Raw genomic sequence first — 18391 nt, 5'->3', positions numbered from 1 at the left:
TCAGATCCACCCCGTGTTCGTCAGGCCCGGCAGGTTGATCGCCAGGAATTTGGTGAACATCCAGAACACCGGCGCGGAGATCAGGAGCCCCACCACGAAGTCGGTAACCCAGGCGCGCGGCGCATTGACGCCCGTCTGGCCGCTCGCGCGGCGCAGGCCTTGCACCGCCAGCAGGTAGCACAGCGTGCAGCTCAGGATGAAGCCTATGGTGGTGATCAGCGCGGCATTGAGCAGCAGCCCCGCCGAGACCCAGGCAAAACCGGGCCAGTAGGCCTGCGCGGCACCGGAGGGAGGGTCCAGCTCGCGAAAGCCGCCGCTGCGCGCTTCCCAGATGATCCAGGCGCCGCAGACCGTGAGGCCGACGGAGACCAGCCAGGGCAGGAAGTTGGGGCCGACGCCGCCGTAGCCGGCCTCGGAGGAGATGCTGATCGCGCCGAAGGCCAGCGCCAGGCCGGTCAGCAGCACGCCGGCGCCGACCAGGGTTTGCGGCCAGACGGCCGCGGGATCCGAAGTTGTTGTTGTCATCGTTATAGTTCCCGAAAGACGTGGGACGGACGTGGACAGTCTGGCGGCACGCCGCCCTTTCGTCAAATTTTCATCAAATCTGAACCCGGGACGGCGTGGCGCCCTTGCACTGTTACATGCTTGCTTACACGCGCAAAGGCGTGAAGGCGTGAAGCGTCAGACCATGCCGGACTTGACCATGGTGGCGCGCAGTGCGGCGAAGTCGTCATCGACGAACTTGGCAAAAGCATCGCCCGACAGCACGGCGGGCGTCCAGTCGTTCTTCTTCACGGCTTCGGCCCAGGCCGGCGATTTCAGCGCGGCCAGCACCAGGTCGGTCAGGGCCTTGCGCTGCTCAGCCGTGATGCCGGGGGCACCGTAGACACCGCGCCAGTTGCCGATTTCGACGTCTATGCCCTGCTCCTTGAGCGTGGGCACGTCCACGCCCGGCAGGCGCTTGCCGGAGGTCACGGCGATGGCGCGCATCTTGCCGGCCTTGATGTACTCGGCGAACTCGCTGTAACCGCTGCCGCCCACCGTGACGTTGCCGCCCAGGATGGCCGCCGTGGCCTCACCGCCGCCGCGGAAGGCGACGTAATTGATCTTGGAAGGATCGGCGCCGACCTTTTGCGCGATCATGGCCGCGGCGATGTGCTCGGTGGAGCCGCGCGAACCGCCCCCCCACTTCACGCTGCCGGGATCCTTCTTGAGCTGGTCGACCACATCCTTCATGGTCTTGAAGGGCGAATTGGCGGGCAGCACGAACACGTTGTATTCGCTTGAGAGGCGCGCAATCGGCGTGGCCTGCGACAGGCTCACCGGCGGCTTGCCGGTGATCAGGCCACCCAGCATCACGGCGCCCATCACCATCAGCGCGTTGGGATCGCCCTTGGAGCCGTTGACGAACTGGGCCAGGCCCAGCGCACCGGCGGCGCCGCCCTTGTTGTCGTAGGTCACCGTGTCGGCGACCTTGGAGTCGGTCATGGCCTTGCCCAGGGCGCGGCCCGTGGTGTCCCAGCCGCCGCCGGGATTGGCCGGAATCAACATCTTGATGTTGGCGGCAGCCGAGGCCGACAGGGGCAAGGCACCGGTCGCGGCCAGGGCCGCCAGGGATTTCAGAAAGGTATCGCGACGCATGGGAATGTCTCCTGTGGATGGGCGCCCGGGGCGCCCGGATGGCTGATAACCTGCCTATCATGCACCCCCTGGCTGTCAAACGGCTGTCCGGCGGGACTGGGGAAAGTGCTAATGTCTAGGGCCTGTTAACACGGTGTTTCCAGGCCCTAACCCATGATGCCCACGGTGATGTCCACGGTCAAACTGCTGCTGGTGGAGGATGACGCCTCCATGCAGGCGGCGCTGCAGCGCGCCCTGGGGCGGCGCGGCATGGAGGTTTTCGGCTGCACCGACGGCCGCCAGGCCCTGGCGCAGTGGAAGGCCACGCAACCCGACGTGGTGGTGCTGGACCTGACCCTGCCCGGCCTGGACGGCCTGCAGGTGCTGGCGCAGGCGCGCGGCCAGGGCCTGACGACCCCGGTGCTGATCCTCACGGCCCGCGGCACCGTGGGCGACCGCATCGTCGGCCTGAACACCGGCGCCGACGACTACCTGCCCAAGCCCTTTGACCTGGACGAACTCGAGGCGCGGCTGCGCGCCCTGAGCCGCCGCCGCCCCGCGGCCGGCGCGGAGCCCGGCGCCGCGCCCCAGTTCGTCGGCCACCTGCGCTACGACAGGGAAAGCGGCGCCATTTACCACCGCGACCAGGTGCTGGAGCTCACGCCGCGCGAGCTGGCCCTGCTGCAGACCCTGATAGGCAAACTGGGCCACGCCGTGTCCAAGGAGCGCCTCTTCGAACTGGTGTTTCCCGGCGAGACCGACGTGCAGTACGAGGCCGTGGAGGTGGTGGTCTACCGCCTGCGCAAAAAGCTGGCCCAGACCGGCGTCACCCTGGTCACCTTGCGCGGCCTGGGCTACCTGCTGAAAGTGGATGCATGAGCGATCGGGAGCCTGTGCCGCCCGAAACCACAAGCCAGCGGGCCGTCGAATCTTCCGCCGGGCCGCCCCAAGGAAGATTAGCCCCCGAGGGGCCGGAGCCCGCGGCTCCAAGCTTGCCTGCGCAAGCTTGGACGGGCGACGGAGGCAAAGCGTCTCGCGAGCCGCGGCCTGCAGGGCCTCGCGAATTACACGAAGTGAAAAGCGTGGGGGCCATCTCGCTACGGCGCTATCTGCTGACCGGCATCCTGCTTCCCGTCGGCCTGCTGATCATCGTGAACACCGCCAGCCTGTACCGCCAGGCGCTGGCCGCGGTCAACACCGCCTATGACCGCACCCTGCTGGCCTCGGCCAAGTCCATAGGCGAGCAGTTGGACGTGACCGGCTACGACGAACAGTCCGAACTGCGCGTGACCGTGCCCTATGCCGCGCTGGAGGCCTTCGAGGCCGACAACCAGAGCCGTTTGTTCTACCGCGTCTCCAGCCTCAAGGGGGAGCTGGTCTCGGGCTTTGCGCAGCTGCCCTTCTGGCGCGGCGAGATTCCCGTACGCCCGCCGTATTCGGCGCTGGTGGATTTTTACGACGACGTGTTCCTCGAGGACCCGGTTCGCGTCGCCGTGCTGCTGCAGCCCGTGGCCAGCGGCAAGGGCCGGGCCATGGCCGTGGTGCAGGTGGCCGAGACCCTGGAGCTGCGCAAGACACTGGCGCGCAAGATCCTGTTTGACACGCTGTGGCGCCAGGCCGTCCTGCTCGCGGTGATCGCCCTGGTCGCGGTGGTCGTGGTGCAGCGCGCCACCCGGCCTGTGCGCCGCTTGAGCGCCGAACTCAAGGCCCGCCCCGAGGGCGACCTGACGGCCATCGCCGCCCCCGACGCGCCGCGCGAGCTGCTGCCGCTGATCGAGGCCACCAACCAGGTCATGGGCCGGTTGCAGCACCTGCTGGACAACCAGAAACGTTTTGTGCGCGATGCGGCCCACCAGCTGCGCACGCCGCTGGCGGTGCTCAAGGTGCAGGTGCAGTCGGCGCTGCGCGGCGACATGGAAGCGCGCGACGCGCTCGGCGAGATCAACCAGACCGTGGACCGCGCCACCGTGCTGGCCAACCAGATGCTGGCCCTGGCCAAGGTGGAGCAGCTGCGCCAGCAGGCCGACCTGCAGGCCATAGACCTGGCGCAGGTGGTGCGTTCGGTGGCGCTGGACCTCTCGCCGCTGATCGCCGAAAAAGACATCGACTTTGAGATTGAAACCGTGCCGGCCCAGGTCAGGTCGCATGAATGGATGCTGGGCGAGCTCACGCGCAACCTGCTGCACAACGCCATCAAGCACACGCCGGCCGGCGGCCCGCTGGCCGTGCGCATCGTGCGCGACGCCAGCTTTGTGGCGATGACCTTGAGTGACAGCGGGCCCGGCGTGTCGGCCGAGCTGTCGGCTCGGCTCTACGAGCCGTTTTCGGCGGGCGATGTGCGCCACGGTTCCGGCCTGGGGCTGGCCATCTGCCGCGAGATCGTCGAAACCATGCACGGCAGCATCACCCTGGAAAACCGCGTCGTGCACGGCCAGGTCACGGGGCTGGACGCGGTAGTCCGCCTCCCTACGGCCTGAAGCGCCCACGCGCCCGGCAGGGGCGTTGGGTCTTGGTTCAAAATAGCCGCCAATGGATAAATTGCGCATCGACAAATGGCTGTGGGCGGCCCGCTTTTACAAAACCCGCGCGCTCGCGGTCGAGGAAATCGACAAGGGCCGGGTCAAGGTCAACGGCGCCGAAGCCAAGCCCGCGCGCGAGGTCAAGTCCGGCGACACCGTGTCGCTGCGCCAGGGCCAGGTCAACCGCACCGTGGTGGTACGCGGCATCAGCAGCCAGCGTGGCTCAGCCCCGGTGGCCCAGCAGCTTTATGAAGAAACCGAAGAAAGCCTGCGCCTGAAGGCCGAGGCCGCCGAGCAGCGCCGCCTGAACAGCGACCCGGCCGGCGCCCAGGAACACGGCCGCCCCACCAAGCGCGACCGCCGCACGCTGGACAAGGCCTGGAATAGCCGCTGGAGCGCCTCCGCGGACTAAGAGCCGCTCAAGCCGCGTAGGCCCGCTGGGCCAAAGCCTGCGCCAGCAGCGCCGCCGGGTCCACCAGGTCCAGCGCCTCCATGCCGGGCACCGCGCTGAGCGCCAGCGGTATCTCGGTGCAGCCCAGTATCAGCGTGGAAAGCCCATGCCGCGCGGCCAGCGCCTCGGCCACACTGGTGAAGCATTCACGCGCCAGGTCCATGTCGCCCACTTTCACGCCCTCGTAAATGCCGCGCATCAGGCGTTCGCGTTCGCCGGCCGTGGGTGTGAGGCATTGCAGGCCGGCCTGGCGCAGCGCCTGGTCGTACAGGCCGGCGCGGTATGTACCTTCGGTGGCCAGCAGGCCCACTTCGCGCACGCCGCGCGCGGCCAACGTCTGCGCCACCTCGCGCGCCACGTGCAGCACTTCGAGCTGCGGAAAACGCTCCTGCAGCTGGCCGTGCCAGGCATGGGCCGTGTTGCAGGCCACCGCGACCGTGGTGGCGCCCAGCGCCGCCAGTTTGCCCATGGCCTGCAGCATGGGGTCCAGCGGCTGGTGGCCGCCCGGCCCGGGCAACTCCAGCGCCGTGCTGCGGTCGGGCACCGGCACCTGGGCCAGCCAGTGCTCGGGAAAGCCCTGATCCGAGACCGGAATGTCCAGCGCGCGCATGTGGTCCGCGCAAGCCTGGACAAACAGGCGCGCAAAATCCGCGCCCGCGGCAGGCCCCATGCCGCCCAGGATGCCGACCACGCGGGGTCTGTTCATGTCATGCCTTTCAGTGTCAGTGGGCCCGGACAGCAAAATCCAGGCGCACGCCGGCCGCCTGTGCCTGGTGGCTTGGCCGTATCGTGTTGTTGGGGGGAAGAACTGCCGTCCTCACCGAGGGCGGCAGCGGGATGGCCGAAGCCATCAGCGGGGAGCGGCGCGCCGGCGCTCCCCGGCGGGCTTACAGCGCCGGCTTGTCGCTCAGCGCCTTCAGGTTGGCCTTGAGCTCCTCGCTCATGGGCAGGTTCAGGTTCACGCCCTTGGGCGGGATCGGCGAGGTGAACCACTTGGCGTACATCTTGGTGAACTCGCCGGACTTGATCAGGCGGGTGATGGTGCCGTCGACCAGCTTCTTGAACTCGGGGTCGTCCTTGCGCAGCATGCAGGCATAGGGCTCGACCTGCAGCGAGTCGCCGACAACTTCCAGCGAGGCCGGGTTCTTGGAATTGGCCATCAGGCCGAACAGCAGGATGTCGTCCATGGCGAAGGCCAGCGCGCGGTCGCTTTCGACGAGTAGCAGCGAGTCGTCATGGTCCTTGCCCAGGATCAGCTGCATGTCCAGCTTCTTGTCGGCGCTGTACTTGCGGATCACCTGCGCATTGGTGGTGCCGGTGGTGCTGGCCACCGTCTTTTTGGCCAGGTCGGCGTAGTTCTTGATGCCGGACGATTTTTTGACCAGCAGGCGGGTGCCGGTGTAGAAGTGGTTGATGGCAAAGGCCACGTCCTTGCCGCGCGCGGAGTTGTTGGTGGTCGAGCCGCACTCAAGGTCGTAAGTGCCGTTGACCAGCAGCGGGATGCGGTTCTGCGAGGTCACGGGCATGTAGGCGACTTCGAGGTTGGGCTTTTTCACCTTCTTGCGCACGTCGTCAATGATGGCTTCGGTCAGTTCCGCGGAAAAACCCACGGAGGTCTTGGAGCCGATCAGGTAGCTGAAAGGCACCGATGCTTCCCGGTAGGACACCGTGATCTTGTTGCTGTCGGCGACCTTTTTCAGCGTCGGCACGGTTTGCGCGCCCGCGTTGGCGGCCAGGCCGGCTGTCAGCAGCACGGCGCTCATGAGGGTAGTGAATTTCATGCGTGTCCTTTCGGGGGCAATGGGTTGGTAGTTTCGGTAACCGGGTGAAACTGGCATCGCTAGTGTAGGAACTGCGGCGCCCGGCGTGTCATTCATTTTCGCGTCAAACCCATGACAAAAACTCATGGTTTACCCAAGCGCACCGCCATGGGGCCCGGGGCATAACCAAAGGTCATGGCCGTGGGCGAATTCAGCATTGTTCAAACCCGCGCGCCTTGCGTACAGTCGCGTCCATTCGAGAAACAACAAGGGTTTTTATGCATGTGTGCGTGCTCGGTGCGGGAATCGTGGGCCTCGCGACCGCCTACAGCTTGCGCCGCGCCGGCCATGAAGTCACCGTGGTGGACCGCGCCAGCCCCGGCAGCGGCGCCAGCGGCGGCAACGGCGCCCAGCTGAGCTACTCCTACGTCCAGCCGCTGGCCGACCCGGCCATCTGGCGGCAACTGCCCAAGCTGCTGCTGTCGCCCTCCTCGCCGCTCAAGCTGCGCCCGCGCCTGGACACGCGGCAGTGGCTGTGGGGCCTGCGCTTCCTGGCAGCCTGCAACAGCAAGACCTCTCGCGACACCACGGGCCAGCTGCTGTCGCTGGCGGCGCTGAGCCGCCAGTCCTTCGACGCCATGATGGCCGAGGAAAAACTCGACAACGATTTTTCCGCCACCGGCAAGCTGGTGCTGTATTCCGACGAAGCCGCTTTCGCGGCCGCGCAGCGCCAGATGCTGCTGCAGCGCGAACTGGGCAGCAACCAGGAAGCCGTCGACGCCGACCGCTGCGTGGAGATAGAGCCCGCACTCAAAAGCCGCCATGGGCAGATCGCCGGCGCCATTTACACACCGGGCGAATGCGCCGCCGACTGCCAGAAAACCTGCGACGCGCTGGGGGTGGTGCTGCGCCGGCTGGGCGTGCGCTTTCTGCTGGGCACGCCCATCGAGCAACTGGTGCAGCGCGGCAAGTCCCTCGCGGCGGTGGCCACGCCGCAAGGCCACATCGAAGCCGAGCGTTTTGTCATGGCGCTGGGCGCGGACTCGGCCCTGATGGCGCAAGGCCTGGGCCTGCATTTGCCGGTCTATCCGCTCAAGGGCTACAGCATCACGGTGGACGTCGCCCCGGGAGCCCATGCGGCGCCCTCGGTCAGCGTGACCGACAGCGCGCGCAAGGTGGTGTTCGCCCGCATAGGCTCGCGCCTGCGCGTGGCCGGCATGGCCGAACTCTCGGGCTACGACACGGCCGTGGACCCGGCGCAGATCGCCTCGCTGCAAGCCTCGACCGAGACGGTTTTCCCGGGCTGCAGCCGCTTTGAGAACCTGCACCCCTGGGCCGGCATGCGCCCGGCCACACCCACCGGCCTGCCGGTGATAGGCCGCCACGCCAAAGGGCCGGACAACCTGTTTTTCAACACCGGCCACGGCGCGCTGGGCTTTACCCTGGCCTTCGGTTCGGCGCAGCGTATCAGCCGCATGATCGCGAGGTGACCGGCGCTCTCAGGCCCTATGCGTCAAGGCCTGCTGGAAGCAGCGCACAAAGGCCCTGACCACCACCGAGCCGGGCTTGCCGGCCGGAAACAAGGCCTTGATGGGCACGGGGATCAGCGGCTCCAGCTCCAGCACGTCCACGCGCGCCGGGTCGGCCGAGGCCGCGGTGCAGGTGTCTATCACGGCGATGCCCAGCCCGTGGTGGGCCAGCGCCAGCGCCGAGTGGTAGGTCTGCACCGTGATGGGGAACTCCAGGCCCACGCCGGCTTCGCGGCAGGCCTGGTTGAGGCTGCGGCCCACCGGGTCCAGCGCGTCCAGCCCGACCACCGGCGACTTGCTCAGGTCGGCCAGCGTGACACTGCCGCGCTTGACCAGGCGCGAGGCCAGCATGCCCTTGGGCGCCACGCACACCATGCGGCCGTCGGCCAGGTGCTCCTGCGCGAGCGCCGAATGCGCGACCGGGCTGAAGAGGAAGCCGACATCGGCCTCCTGCAAGGCCAAAGCCGAAACGATTTGCGGCGAATGCAGGGCCTGCAAGGTGATGGCCACGTCGGCATGCTTGACGCGAAACAGCTTGAGGGCGTGCGGCAGGATTTCATAACTGAGCGCCAGCACCGTGAGGATGCGCAGCTCCCCCGCGCTGCCGCCGGTCTTGAGGTTGGCGGCCAGGCGCTGCACTTCGTCGAGCTGGGCGAACAGGCGCTCGATGTGCGGGTACAGCGTCAGCGCTTCGGAGGTCGGCGTCAGCCGGCCCTTGCTGCGCTGGAACAGCGCGAAGCCCAGCTGCAGTTCCGCGTGCTGCAGGATGCGGCTCACGGCCGGCTGCGTGACGTTGATCAGGCGAGCGGCCCCGCTCACGCTGCCGGTCAGCATGACGGCGTTGAAGACTTCGATGTGGCGCAGGCGCATGATGGGGGTCCGTAATCTGTTTCGGCGTGGAACACCGCGAATTATGGCGAACGGGCCCCAAGGCGCGAAGGTCGCTCGGCCCAGGGGATTTTTTCACGCTTTGTTTCATAATCGTCCGTCCACGTTTTTCCCAAGTCGGAAATACGCGTTCGCTCAGTAAACTTCGGCATATTCCACCGGACCCGAATCCCCGTTACCCCAAGCTGCATGCGCCTCAGAATCTACCTGGTTGAAGACAGCCCCGTCATCCGCGACAGCCTCGCGGAATCACTGGAGGAACTGGCTCGCGCGCGCATCGTGGGCTGGGCCAGCAAGGAAAGCGAAGCGGTCCAGTGGCTGAACGAAAACAAGGCCTCCTGGGACCTCGCCATCGTCGACCTGTTTTTGCTCGAGGGCAGCGGCCTGGGCGTGGTGATGAATTGCCGCGAGAGGGATTTGCGGCAAAAGGTCATCGTCCTGACCAACTACGCCACGCCCGCCGTGCGCGAACGCTGCCTGGCCATAGGGGCCGATGCGGTGTTCGACAAGTCCAACGAGATCGACGAGTTCACCCGCTACGCGCTCGAGGAAGTCGAGCGGGCCGCGGGCTCCACGCAGTGGTGAAGCTGTCAGTGCGTTCGCGAATCACGCAGCGGCCGCCGCGGCCAGCAACCAGTCCCTGAAGATGCGCATGCCGGCCGTCGCCCGCCGCGATTTGAGCCGGGTCAGCCAGTAGCCGCCGGTTTCGATTTCCACCGCGAACGGCCGCACCAGGCGCCCGCCCTGCAATTCACGCGCGAACATGTTCACCGGCAGCAGCGCCACACCAGCGCCCTGCGCGGCCGCCTCGGCCATGGTCAGCGAAGAATCAAACACCACACCCCGCACCAGCGGGCAGGCCACCCCGGCCGCGGCAAACCAGCGCGCCCATTCATCGGCCCGGTAGGAGCGCAGCAGCAGTTCGCGGGCCAGGTCGGCGGGTTCGCGCAGGCCCCGGGCCAGCGCAGGCGAACACATGGCCGACAGCGGCGACACCAGCAGGGGCTCGGCCTCGGTGCCGTGCCAGGCGCCGTCGCCGAAGCGGATCGCATAGTCCAGGCCCTCGCCGGCCAGGTCGACGCGGTTGTTGTTGGTGAAGAGCCGAAAGTCGATAAAGGGATGGGCACGCTGGAAATCCCGCAGGCGCGGAATCAGCCAGCCCACGGCGAAGGTGCCGACGGCGCCCACCGTCAGCACTTCGCGGAATTGCCCGTCCTTGAACTGCTCCAGCACCGAGCCCATGCGGCCGAAAGACTCGGCCAGCACCGGCAACAGGGCCAGCCCTTCATCGGTCAGCGCCAGCCCGCGCGGCAGTCGGCGAAACAGCGGCACGCCCATGCGCTCCTCAAGGTTCTTCACATGCTGGCTGATGGCGGTTTGCGTCACGTTGAGCTCGTCGGCCGCCCGCGTGAAGCTCAGGTGCCGGGCCGAGACCTCAAAGGCGCGCAAGGCATTGAGAGGAAGGTGCATAAGCGTTAAGCCCCAGATTTACTTATGGATAGCCTTGATTATTGCCGTTTGTTGGATCGCCAGGCCCTTGTTATCGTCACGGCCTTGTTCAACAACTTCAGAGGAAAACACATGCAAAGACGGCAATTTTCAGGTGCCCTGGGTGGGCTGGTGGTCGCGGGTGGGCTGTTCAGCTACACCCAGAAATCATTGGGTTCCGGTGACAGGCCAGATCCGGCGTCCATCAGCCGGCGCCTGGCGGCCATCGAGAAAACCAGCGGCGGCCGGCTGGGCGTTTCCATTCTCGACACCGGCAGCGGCGCGAAATACGGCTACCGCGCCGGCGAACGCTTTCCGATGTGCAGCACCTTCAAGCTGCTGGCGGCCGCCCTGGTGCTGCACCGCGTCGATAGCGGCCAGGAGCAGTTGGACCGAAGAATCCCCATCGCGGCAGGCGACATCCTGCCCCACTCGCCCACGACCCAGCAGCACATAGGCCCGCAAGGCCTGCCCATGGCGGCGCTGTGCGAGGCCTCCATCATCGTCAGCGACAACGCGGCCGCCAACCTGATGCTGGCCAGCTTCGGCGGCCCGGCCGGGCTCACGGCCTACCTGCGCGGCCTGGGCGACACCATGACAAGGCTGGACCGCACGGAACCCGAACTCAATGAATCGGCGCCAGGCGACGTGCGCGACACCACGACGCCGGACGCCATGCTGGCGACGGTGCACAAACTCACGCTGGGCTCGGCGCTGTCCGATGCCTCGCGCCAGTTGCTAGTCCAATGGCTGCAAGCCAACACCACCGGCGACCGCCGCCTGCGCGCGTTGCTGCCGCCGGGCTGGCGTGTCGGCGACAAGACAGGAAGCGGGGCCCGCGGCTCCACCAACGACGTGGGACTGGTCTGGCCGCCTGGTGGGCGCGCGCCTTTGCTGGTGGCGGCTTACCTTACCGGTACACAACGGCCGGCTGCGGAGCGTGATGCCGCGCTGGCACAGGTGGGGCAGCTTGCGGCTTCGTTGGTGCAGTGATGAGTTTTTGGCAGACGCAAAAAAGCCGCCCGAAGGCGGCTTTTTATACTGGCGGAAACGGAGGAATTCGAACCCTCGATGCGCTACTTACCGCCGATCAAGGCAAATAGGACATCTGAAAACCGGCAACTGCCGGTTTTTTTACACCGATTGCTCTCATCGAGTACGCTGCGAGTTGCTGGAGAAGACTGAATGCCAGTTTTTCAGCCAGCTATGGCCTTCAAAATAAGGTCAATCAATGGCTGCCTATCACCCTCGCGATGCTTTTGGACGGCATCGTCATATGGCGGTCGCTTATCCAACGTCCATTTCCGCGGCCGTTTTTGCAGCTTCAGCAGGATCATGGCCACCAGCATTCGACCTACATGACCATTGCCATTGGCGTACGGATGGATTGAGAATATTTTTTCAAGATATATCGCAAGAACCTCACTCACGAAATGAAGGTACTGAGCCTCACTTAAGAGCCCAGGTATTAGACTTTTGGCCTGTTCCAGTTCCCCAATGGCCACGGCAATCTCATCATGCATTGCAGCCATCGCATCTTCAACCAGATGCGGTTCGTGACCACGGTGTATCTCGTGATAGACGCCCGCAACATCGGTGTAGCCAACCAAGGCTATCCGATACTGCAGGCACAATGAATTCGATCCACGGTAATTGCCAGCCAGATAGTCTTGACCAGGCGGTGTCAGCCCGGAAAAGAGTTGGCGATGAGCTGGTCTAGTGTCCTTCAGAAAGGAGTCAACGAGCTCGCTCCTTGCTTTGGCCGAGAAGTAGACAACGTCACAACGCGCTGGAAGGACAGTCTTAGATTTACGATGCTGGGTATATTCCCACTGCCCGCAACTAGGAGGGTGCATCGTTGATTAAACGATGCGGAATTTATTTCTTGTCAACCGAGGTTCAGCGTGGGCCGCACGTTCTTCGCCGGAGGCCAAGCTGATCACCGCTTTTTCCGCCAGTGCCAAAGATGCCGGTGAAATGTGAGACACGTCACCGGCCCGCATCCGAGCCAAGACATCACGGAGATCGCCAGACAGTTTGGCAACCTCTTTTACAGACAAATCGTTCGACGCGCCCACATCACTAGATGCGTGCGTTTCCTGGGAGTAATCAGCCTTGGCAGATTTGACTGGCGACACTGCCTGTAGCGATGTTGCACTGTTGCCCCACACCACAGCTGGTGCCGCAAACACCACCGCGCCGAGAGTGACGGCAGCGGCGGCAGGTGCCACAGCTGACTTTATCGTGGACGACATGTCTTTGATGACACCTTCAAAGCGACTCCACAGACAGCCTTCCTCGACCCAAGAATCGATCAGATAGTCATCAAAGTTTTTAAGGTCACTCATTATTCCTCTCCTCTTTCAACTGCTGCAGCTTCGGAACAATTTCCCTCAACCTCTTTACAAGGCTGACAAATAGGGCGCTGTGCAGATCCACACGGGCGATGGGCTCAACAAACAATTCACCGTTATCCTGCAGGTGCGCCATTGCAAACGGCGACGCAGAATAAAAATCAATACAACTATCAAAGCCAGACATGGCTACGGACGCGAAACTCACTACAGCCTTCGCTTCTTTCGATGGCCTAGCCTTAATCGGCGTCAGCGCCTCATCCGGCACATTGAGTCGACCCACTGTGTCTTCAAAGGTACTACCAGACTTCGTATCCATCGACTCCAAAAAAGCACGCGCGGATGTAGGATTCATTCGCAGTTGCAGTACCGAATCGACTTCTCCGTTATAGACGGACTCCTGACCAAACACGATAACAACGTCATTGCGACTCTCGATGACATCACAGATATCTGCCGCATAACGGCGTGTCGGCACCGGTGCCTTGGAAAAATCAGCGCCGAAGGAAACAGTTTTGTTATCCGAACTCTTAGTGACCCTAAGCAATTGAACTGGTTGGCCCTCACCGATACGCGGCGCAACACGCTGAGCCATGCCCATCAACATATTTGATGGCCTCGCCACCGGCCTTTTATCAGCCACCCAGTTCACCCGAGATAAACATAAATGAGAATGACACTCGTTCTCCAAAGGACGAAGCAGTAACAGGGCCCGTTACATCAATTTTGACAGTACCCGGGGGGACAGCAACCCCGCTGGTCGGGCAATATGCACCAACTGGCGTATTACATCACGGTAAGTGCGAAACCAATTTCATAGTGTCTTTGGTTGGCGTTGATCACGCCCCCTCTAATTGGGGGATATAAATAAGTCGAAATACTGTATATTTACACAGTGATCTTCGATGTCTACGTTCTCGGCGGAAAGGGTGGCGACCCGGTGGAAGCGCTACGCGCCGGCCCCAGGCGGGGTGAACTTATCATTCGGAAGCGGTGGCCAGACGGCCCACGCACAGACCTGCAGGCCCTGCTGTTGGAGCCAGGCACCCGCAACGAGCTGCTGCCGGCATTGCTGAATCCCACCGTCATTGCAATGAACAGCCTTGGCATGACCGTCGAGGGCACCACAGCGCACCAATTCCGCAATTCCTTCAAGGCGAAATTCGACTACTCCAGAGAACGATGGTTGTGCAAACCACCAGGCGCCAAGGCCGTCCTGGACACGGAACAACTGATGAAGCGTAGCGCTGCGCGGCTCAATCGCGCGCTGACCAACGGGTTTGACCCCGCGCATGATGATGCGCCGGAAGATCCAGACGATGGACCTCAGATATGAGTTAGTCCGGGCGGCGGTGCTCGGACCTTCTATCAGCGAGTGTCCTTCGCTTCCATTGCCGAAATATTAGAAAACCATTTAAGACAAACACCACAAGAACAATGACGATAGGCAGCCAATGGTAGTCAAGGTAAACAAGATACAACGCAAAGAGAATCGCAACCGAGGTTGCGGCATGCAGAGCTGTGTGTAATGCGGCAGAGCGCACCCAGGAGGGGACGCGCACTGTTTCAGTTCGAAGGCGGCCGTTTTCCGCTGGTCCACTCTTCATGCGCCACTTCGACGGGGTTGCGATGCCCATGCTTTGCTTGAGCCTTGATCGCCCAGTCAGTCACCCGGAATTTAACGACTTCGCCGACAGTAAATTGCTGGATGGCCGTGACGAAGGTCCGGCGCCATTCTGTGCTTGGAATCATAGAAACCTTTCTGAATCTTAAGCTGGCAGTAGATGATCGTATTCCTGTTTTACAACTAGGTAACACTCGCAGATACACTGCTCCACTTCTTTGGCGACTGAGCAGTAACTGCCGATAGCCCACCTACAGAGTCACTCACCTTCCGCCAGCCTCCTGTTAGAGGCGTAAATCTTATCCCCTCTCGAGCGAACGGCCGCGATCACAATCTCAGCGAGTGGAGATAGCGTGTCCCAGCGAGGCACGTTGACGTGAAGCATCCTCTCATGTGCGTTACGCGCTTGAACCAGCAATACTCGACCTGACGATTCCGTTACCAGTAGAGCCTCAATAATCTGATGCGTATCGAAACGCAAATGATCGACCCGCGAAACAGCGTTAACCGCCGTCTCCAGTTCCGCAATCAATGTAGCCAAACTAAAGAGGTTGGCAGCCCCATCCCCCTGATGAGGAGGCCCCGGGGGAACAGCGTCACAGTGAGCTTTTATTTTTTCGGCAATGCCACACACCGCGCTTATCAACTGAAGAGCCCCCTGTCTGGCCGCGAAAAGCTCCTTCCGCTCCGCGTCACGGCCCCTAAGTAACTCAAGAACATGCTGCTTATTTACAACCCAAATACCCAACGCGATGGCAAGTACGCTCCCGATCGCTTGCACCCAAGAAGCAAAGCCGCTGTGGGTATCAGTCCAGATAACGACCGCATCAAAACCAGCAATTAGCCCAATGGCCGCCGCCATACAGACCCATAGCAATAACACCTGAAGTCCGCCCATACCATCTCCTTTGGCTCTATTTCAAACTCGAATGCCCGGGTTTTTTTACTCTATACAAAGCTCGCTTAATCACAGAATCAGACACATCGTATCGCTGAGCTAATCCAGCTATGGTGTGCCGGTCCGTAAGGTACAAGCGTACAGCCTCCGCCTCGTCATCAGGCGACAAGGATCGAGGACGGCCAGGAAGATTGCCACGATCACGCGCTGCAAGCTGACCCGCAATAGACCTCTCACGAATAATGCCTCGCTCAAGCTCCGCAACAGCGCCCAGAATCTGAATGACAAACGAGCCCATGGCGGTGGTCGTATCCAGCGGTTCAGTGAGGCTTTTAACCAGCGCACCAGCGGCTTTTATATCGGCCAAGATCGAAAGCAAGTCAGGCAGCGAACGCGCAACTCTGTCGAGCTTGTAAATCACAAAAACATCGCCAGGGCGCAGAGCCGCGAGGCAACGGCGCAATTGAGGCCGTGCTCCTACAGAGCTAGCCTTCTCCTCAAAAATTTGCGTGACACCAGCACGCGCAAGCGCATCAAGCTGCAAGTCTGTTTCTTGGTCTTTCGTCGAGACACGCGCATATCCAATGAGCATTGATATTCCCTAAATAGTTAGGAGAAAAATCTATCAACACGGCTCTGTATATAAAAGCCAAAAATCACCAAAGCGCCCGAGGCGGTGATTCACGATTCGGTGACCCTCAGGCACCCCATTCGCCAAACAGAGGTCAATAACCCGATATAAAGGCTCATTCCAAGAAATCACAATTGTGGTTGGCTTATCGCCGTCGAGATGCTGAGAGGAGCCCCACATATTGCGACCCGACATGCCCTCACCGTGATCTTTGGTTAGGTACTTCGAGACATAGGCAGCGATCTGTGCCAGGCTCTGCTTTTTCGTCCACTTGGCCGGCGTGCCGACTTTGGTTTTGTTATGGCCATCAACGTTCACGGTGCCGTTAGGCTTCCCCTCGAACTCACCGACGACGCGTAGCCACATCTGCCGCACGAAGGCGTAGGAGCGCACGGGATGACCACCAACCCGGATATAGGGCGGCAGCTTGTCAATAGCAGCATGCCAATGCCAAGCGCCCCGCTCCTGCTCCTCAAAAGCCCACACAGCGCGGAAATTCTTGATGTACTTGGACATGAGCCTGTTCCACGCCTTGAAGTCCTTATGCACCCTGTCAAAGTCGGTCATGTTCTCTTTGTAGGTGCCCGTCAGCATCTGCGACAGATCATGACTCTTGATGCGATGCCGGCACTTTGTCTTCGCCCTTGAGCGCTCACGTGATCGCGCCATTTCCCGCGCCCTGGCTTTACGCTCCTCATCGAGCACGGTCCCGGACTGGTCTACCTCTTGCACCAAGCACGAAGGGTCGTCTATGTCCACCATCGGGACGTAAATCTTCCGGGGGTAGACGATGGTTTCAGTTTGGCCGGTAGCGGCGGAACTCCACGTGCGGACCTTCCAGCCCTGCTGCTGCACCTTGCACCAATACCCTTTGTGATTTACGATACTTTCCATCGGCAAGCCTCATTTCTTTTTGCTGATCTGGCCCGGACTGTTGACGCAGTGCCGGGCCTTTTTATTTCCGGAAGAACCTCTTGGTTCACTTATCCCTAATAGATAAATTAAGCGGCGCTCCGCGCCGCCCGGGCCTGCGGCCTTCCGGGCGGCGTCCGATAGCCGACGCTCTGCCCATGCAGGCAGTCACCATGGGGTTGCACCCCATACCCCGGGGAGGCTTCTCCTCCCCCCTAAAGGGCACCCCCACGAATACCGGTCTATCAGGAAGTGACTCAGCGGACGCCGGGCGCATTGGCTTTGCCCTTCGGGTTGTTCATGGCCGCGATCACGGCGCCATCACGTAGGCCGTAGCCGCTACCGCTCAGCTGGGCCGACTCTGCAGGCGGCTCTGGGACGGCTGAGAGCGGGAACGAGGGTGCACCCCTGCCCGTGGGCCACATGGCCGCATAGGGGTCGAATTTAGGCACTGCTAGCCGGTCTTCGCACATGTCCTTAGGCATAGGCACAGGCGTAGCGTTTTGCGTGTAGCAGGTGCACCCAAGCTTTGCCGTGCGAAGGCATCCGGCCACGCGCGGCACCGCGACGATTTCGCGCTTTTCGTCATACATGGGCCTATCGCCCGGGTCATGCAAATCCCGGATACGCGGCGCGGCCACCGCGACTGTTGAGCCTGGCGCTACTGGCACGCCCACCAGGCCGGCAGCGCCCGATTTGCCTGCAGGCGCGGCAGCAGAAGCTGCAGGAGCGTCAGAACCGGTAAAGCGCGCTAGCAACCTATTGCTGCTGAAAAACAGCGATATGGGTAGCGCTATGAGACACGCGCCCAGCATGTACACCAGTGGCGGCATTTTGATGCCGGACTTGGTGTGCGCCTCAGCGCTTTTGTAGAGCTTGTACCCCCACTTTTTGTAGCCCCAGGTGCCGATTTGCGCCGTCTTAGGGCTCTCAGGTGAACCACAGTGGTCCCAGGTGTAGGTGATGGCCCGAGCGCGGCCCCACATGCGGCGCATATGAATGTGCTGACCGCAGAGCCGCCGAATGTTCACATCGATCAGTTGGGGGTGCTGCGTGATGACGACGAAGTCCACGCCATAGTGCCGGTGCACTTCGAGGGCGGCTATCCAGTCGGGCGGCTTCTGCGACGCTGGACGCGGCCGAGCGAGCCGCTGAATTTCATCGATGAAGATGACTTTGTTTTTGACATCGAAAGACGGCAGCGGAGGCGATTGGATGGCGTTACCAGCCTCATCAAACGTAGTCGGCTGTTCGACCGGGCACCCGCCTTTGTGCCAGAGTTCCACGTCCGCATCGCTGATCAGCTGATGCGGTACCAACAAACCGGGGATGCCGTTTACGAGGAACTCGCGCCCAGCGAAGCGCTTGTGCATCAGTTCCGTAACGGTGTAGAGGGACTTGCAGCTACCGGGTGCGCCCGTGATGATGAGAATCATGACGACGACCCGAAGAACGAGAACGACGATTTGAGCGCCCACATGGTGAGGCTGAACGCCACGGCGCCGAGGATCCACTGAAAGCCCAGGTCAATGCCGTATAGGCCCCCGAGCTTCAAGAGGTCAGCGGGGAAACTGTTCACCGCTGTTTGCATGTAGCCCCTGACCTGGTCAAAGGCGACATCGACGCCCTTGATGCTGATCATGCTCAAGCCCATGCTTGCGAGAACACGGGCCACCAGTGGTGACACCATGTTGTAGAGCCAACTTGTTAAATCCAT

At 62.4% G+C, this 18391-nt stretch carries 22 protein-coding genes; 7 read left to right on the top strand and 15 right to left on the bottom strand.

Annotation, left to right across the window (positions count from 1 at the left end; translation table 11 throughout):
• Positions 1-525: a tripartite tricarboxylate transporter TctB family protein gene (locus ACEN9P_RS19885; protein WP_495620258.1), complete on the bottom strand. Its 525-nt coding sequence runs from the start codon at positions 523-525 to the stop codon at positions 1-3.
• 156 nt (positions 526-681) lie between these two features.
• Complete coding sequence (locus ACEN9P_RS19880; protein WP_413328371.1) at positions 682-1641, bottom strand: Bug family tripartite tricarboxylate transporter substrate binding protein; 960 nt, start codon at positions 1639-1641, stop codon at positions 682-684.
• A 153-nt stretch (positions 1642-1794) separates the two neighbouring features.
• On the opposite strand from ACEN9P_RS19880, the gene ACEN9P_RS19875 reads away from it, so the two are divergent.
• The 3 genes from ACEN9P_RS19875 to ACEN9P_RS19865 all read left to right on the top strand — a co-directional run bounded on the left by ACEN9P_RS19875 (position 1795) and on the right by ACEN9P_RS19865 (position 4551).
• Positions 1795-2499 (top strand): response regulator transcription factor, encoded by a 705-nt coding sequence (locus ACEN9P_RS19875; protein WP_495620257.1) that lies wholly within the window; start codon positions 1795-1797, stop codon positions 2497-2499.
• A gap of 194 nt (positions 2500-2693) precedes the next feature.
• The gene (locus ACEN9P_RS19870) at positions 2694-4097 is read left to right on the top strand and encodes a sensor histidine kinase (RefSeq protein WP_495620256.1); all 1404 of its coding nucleotides are present in this window, start codon (positions 2694-2696) and stop codon (positions 4095-4097) included.
• Positions 4098-4149: 52 nt separating this feature from the next.
• Positions 4150-4551, top strand: coding sequence for an RNA-binding S4 domain-containing protein (locus ACEN9P_RS19865; RefSeq protein ID WP_495620255.1), 402 nt, complete (start codon positions 4150-4152; stop codon positions 4549-4551).
• 7 nt (positions 4552-4558) lie between these two features.
• On the opposite strand, the gene ACEN9P_RS19860 is transcribed toward ACEN9P_RS19865, so the two are convergent.
• The gene (locus ACEN9P_RS19860) at positions 4559-5296 is read right to left on the bottom strand and encodes an aspartate/glutamate racemase family protein (protein WP_495620254.1); all 738 of its coding nucleotides are present in this window, start codon (positions 5294-5296) and stop codon (positions 4559-4561) included.
• A gap of 181 nt (positions 5297-5477) precedes the next feature.
• Entirely contained in the window at positions 5478-6371 is an 894-nt protein-coding gene (locus tag ACEN9P_RS19855) for a transporter substrate-binding domain-containing protein (protein WP_007870531.1), read from the bottom strand.
• A gap of 257 nt (positions 6372-6628) precedes the next feature.
• Here ACEN9P_RS19855 and ACEN9P_RS19850 point away from each other — a divergent pair, with 257 nt between their 5' ends.
• A complete protein-coding gene (locus tag ACEN9P_RS19850) occupies positions 6629-7840 on the top strand; it encodes a D-amino acid dehydrogenase (RefSeq protein WP_495620253.1) in 1212 nt (403 codons plus the stop codon).
• A gap of 9 nt (positions 7841-7849) precedes the next feature.
• On the opposite strand, the gene ACEN9P_RS19845 is transcribed toward ACEN9P_RS19850, so the two are convergent.
• Complete coding sequence (locus ACEN9P_RS19845; RefSeq protein ID WP_477664637.1) at positions 7850-8749, bottom strand: LysR family transcriptional regulator; 900 nt, start codon at positions 8747-8749, stop codon at positions 7850-7852.
• Between the two features lie 207 nt (positions 8750-8956).
• On the opposite strand from ACEN9P_RS19845, the gene ACEN9P_RS19840 reads away from it, so the two are divergent.
• Positions 8957-9352, top strand: coding sequence for a response regulator (locus ACEN9P_RS19840; RefSeq protein WP_074575365.1), 396 nt, complete (start codon positions 8957-8959; stop codon positions 9350-9352).
• 21 nt (positions 9353-9373) lie between these two features.
• On the opposite strand, the gene ACEN9P_RS19835 is transcribed toward ACEN9P_RS19840, so the two are convergent.
• Complete coding sequence (locus tag ACEN9P_RS19835; protein WP_477715906.1) at positions 9374-10237, bottom strand: LysR substrate-binding domain-containing protein; 864 nt, start codon at positions 10235-10237, stop codon at positions 9374-9376.
• Between the two features lie 111 nt (positions 10238-10348).
• Between ACEN9P_RS19835 and bla the strand changes: the two genes are divergently transcribed.
• Positions 10349-11248 carry a class A beta-lactamase gene (bla, locus tag ACEN9P_RS19830; RefSeq protein WP_495620252.1) on the top strand — a complete coding sequence of 300 codons (900 nt, stop codon included), beginning with the start codon at positions 10349-10351 and terminating at the stop codon, positions 11246-11248.
• Positions 11249-11451: 203 nt separating this feature from the next.
• On the opposite strand, the gene ACEN9P_RS19825 is transcribed toward bla, so the two are convergent.
• The 3 genes from ACEN9P_RS19825 to ACEN9P_RS19815 all read right to left on the bottom strand — a co-directional run bounded on the left by ACEN9P_RS19825 (position 11452) and on the right by ACEN9P_RS19815 (position 13216).
• Positions 11452-11865 (bottom strand): Fic family protein, encoded by a 414-nt coding sequence (locus ACEN9P_RS19825; protein ID WP_495620251.1) that lies wholly within the window; start codon positions 11863-11865, stop codon positions 11452-11454.
• A 252-nt stretch (positions 11866-12117) separates the two neighbouring features.
• The gene (locus tag ACEN9P_RS19820) at positions 12118-12603 is read right to left on the bottom strand and encodes a hypothetical protein (RefSeq protein ID WP_495620250.1); all 486 of its coding nucleotides are present in this window, start codon (positions 12601-12603) and stop codon (positions 12118-12120) included.
• A complete protein-coding gene (locus ACEN9P_RS19815; protein WP_495620249.1) occupies positions 12596-13216 on the bottom strand; it encodes a hypothetical protein in 621 nt (206 codons plus the stop codon). The genes ACEN9P_RS19820 and ACEN9P_RS19815 overlap by 8 nt, the downstream gene beginning before the upstream one ends.
• A 288-nt stretch (positions 13217-13504) precedes the next feature.
• Between ACEN9P_RS19815 and ACEN9P_RS19810 the strand changes: the two genes are divergently transcribed.
• Positions 13505-13945, top strand: a complete 441-nt coding sequence (locus tag ACEN9P_RS19810) for a hypothetical protein (protein WP_495620248.1) — start codon at positions 13505-13507, stop codon at positions 13943-13945.
• A gap of 230 nt (positions 13946-14175) precedes the next feature.
• Here the strand turns inward: ACEN9P_RS19810 and ACEN9P_RS19805 are convergent, their stop codons facing one another.
• From ACEN9P_RS19805 to ACEN9P_RS19780, 6 genes are all read right to left on the bottom strand, one after another.
• Positions 14176-14361, bottom strand: coding sequence for a hypothetical protein (locus tag ACEN9P_RS19805; protein ID WP_495620247.1), 186 nt, complete (start codon positions 14359-14361; stop codon positions 14176-14178).
• A gap of 131 nt (positions 14362-14492) precedes the next feature.
• Positions 14493-15131: a hypothetical protein gene (locus tag ACEN9P_RS19800; protein WP_495620246.1), complete on the bottom strand. Its 639-nt coding sequence runs from the start codon at positions 15129-15131 to the stop codon at positions 14493-14495.
• 16 nt (positions 15132-15147) lie between these two features.
• The gene (locus tag ACEN9P_RS19795; RefSeq protein WP_495620245.1) at positions 15148-15723 is read right to left on the bottom strand and encodes a recombinase family protein; all 576 of its coding nucleotides are present in this window, start codon (positions 15721-15723) and stop codon (positions 15148-15150) included.
• Positions 15724-15756: 33 nt separating this feature from the next.
• On the bottom strand, positions 15757-16656 hold the full coding sequence (locus ACEN9P_RS19790) for a rolling circle replication-associated protein (protein WP_495620244.1): 900 nt from the start codon (positions 16654-16656) through the stop codon (positions 15757-15759).
• Positions 16657-16931: 275 nt separating this feature from the next.
• A complete protein-coding gene (locus ACEN9P_RS19785) occupies positions 16932-18110 on the bottom strand; it encodes a zonular occludens toxin domain-containing protein (protein ID WP_495620243.1) in 1179 nt (392 codons plus the stop codon).
• Positions 18107-18391 carry a DUF2523 family protein gene (locus ACEN9P_RS19780; RefSeq protein WP_495620242.1) on the bottom strand — a complete coding sequence of 95 codons (285 nt, stop codon included), beginning with the start codon at positions 18389-18391 and terminating at the stop codon, positions 18107-18109. Before ACEN9P_RS19780 ends, ACEN9P_RS19785 begins: the two co-directional genes overlap by 4 nt.

The organism is Polaromonas sp. Polasp52, assembly GCF_059491565.1.
This window is presented reverse-complemented; position numbering and strand designations above follow the sequence as displayed.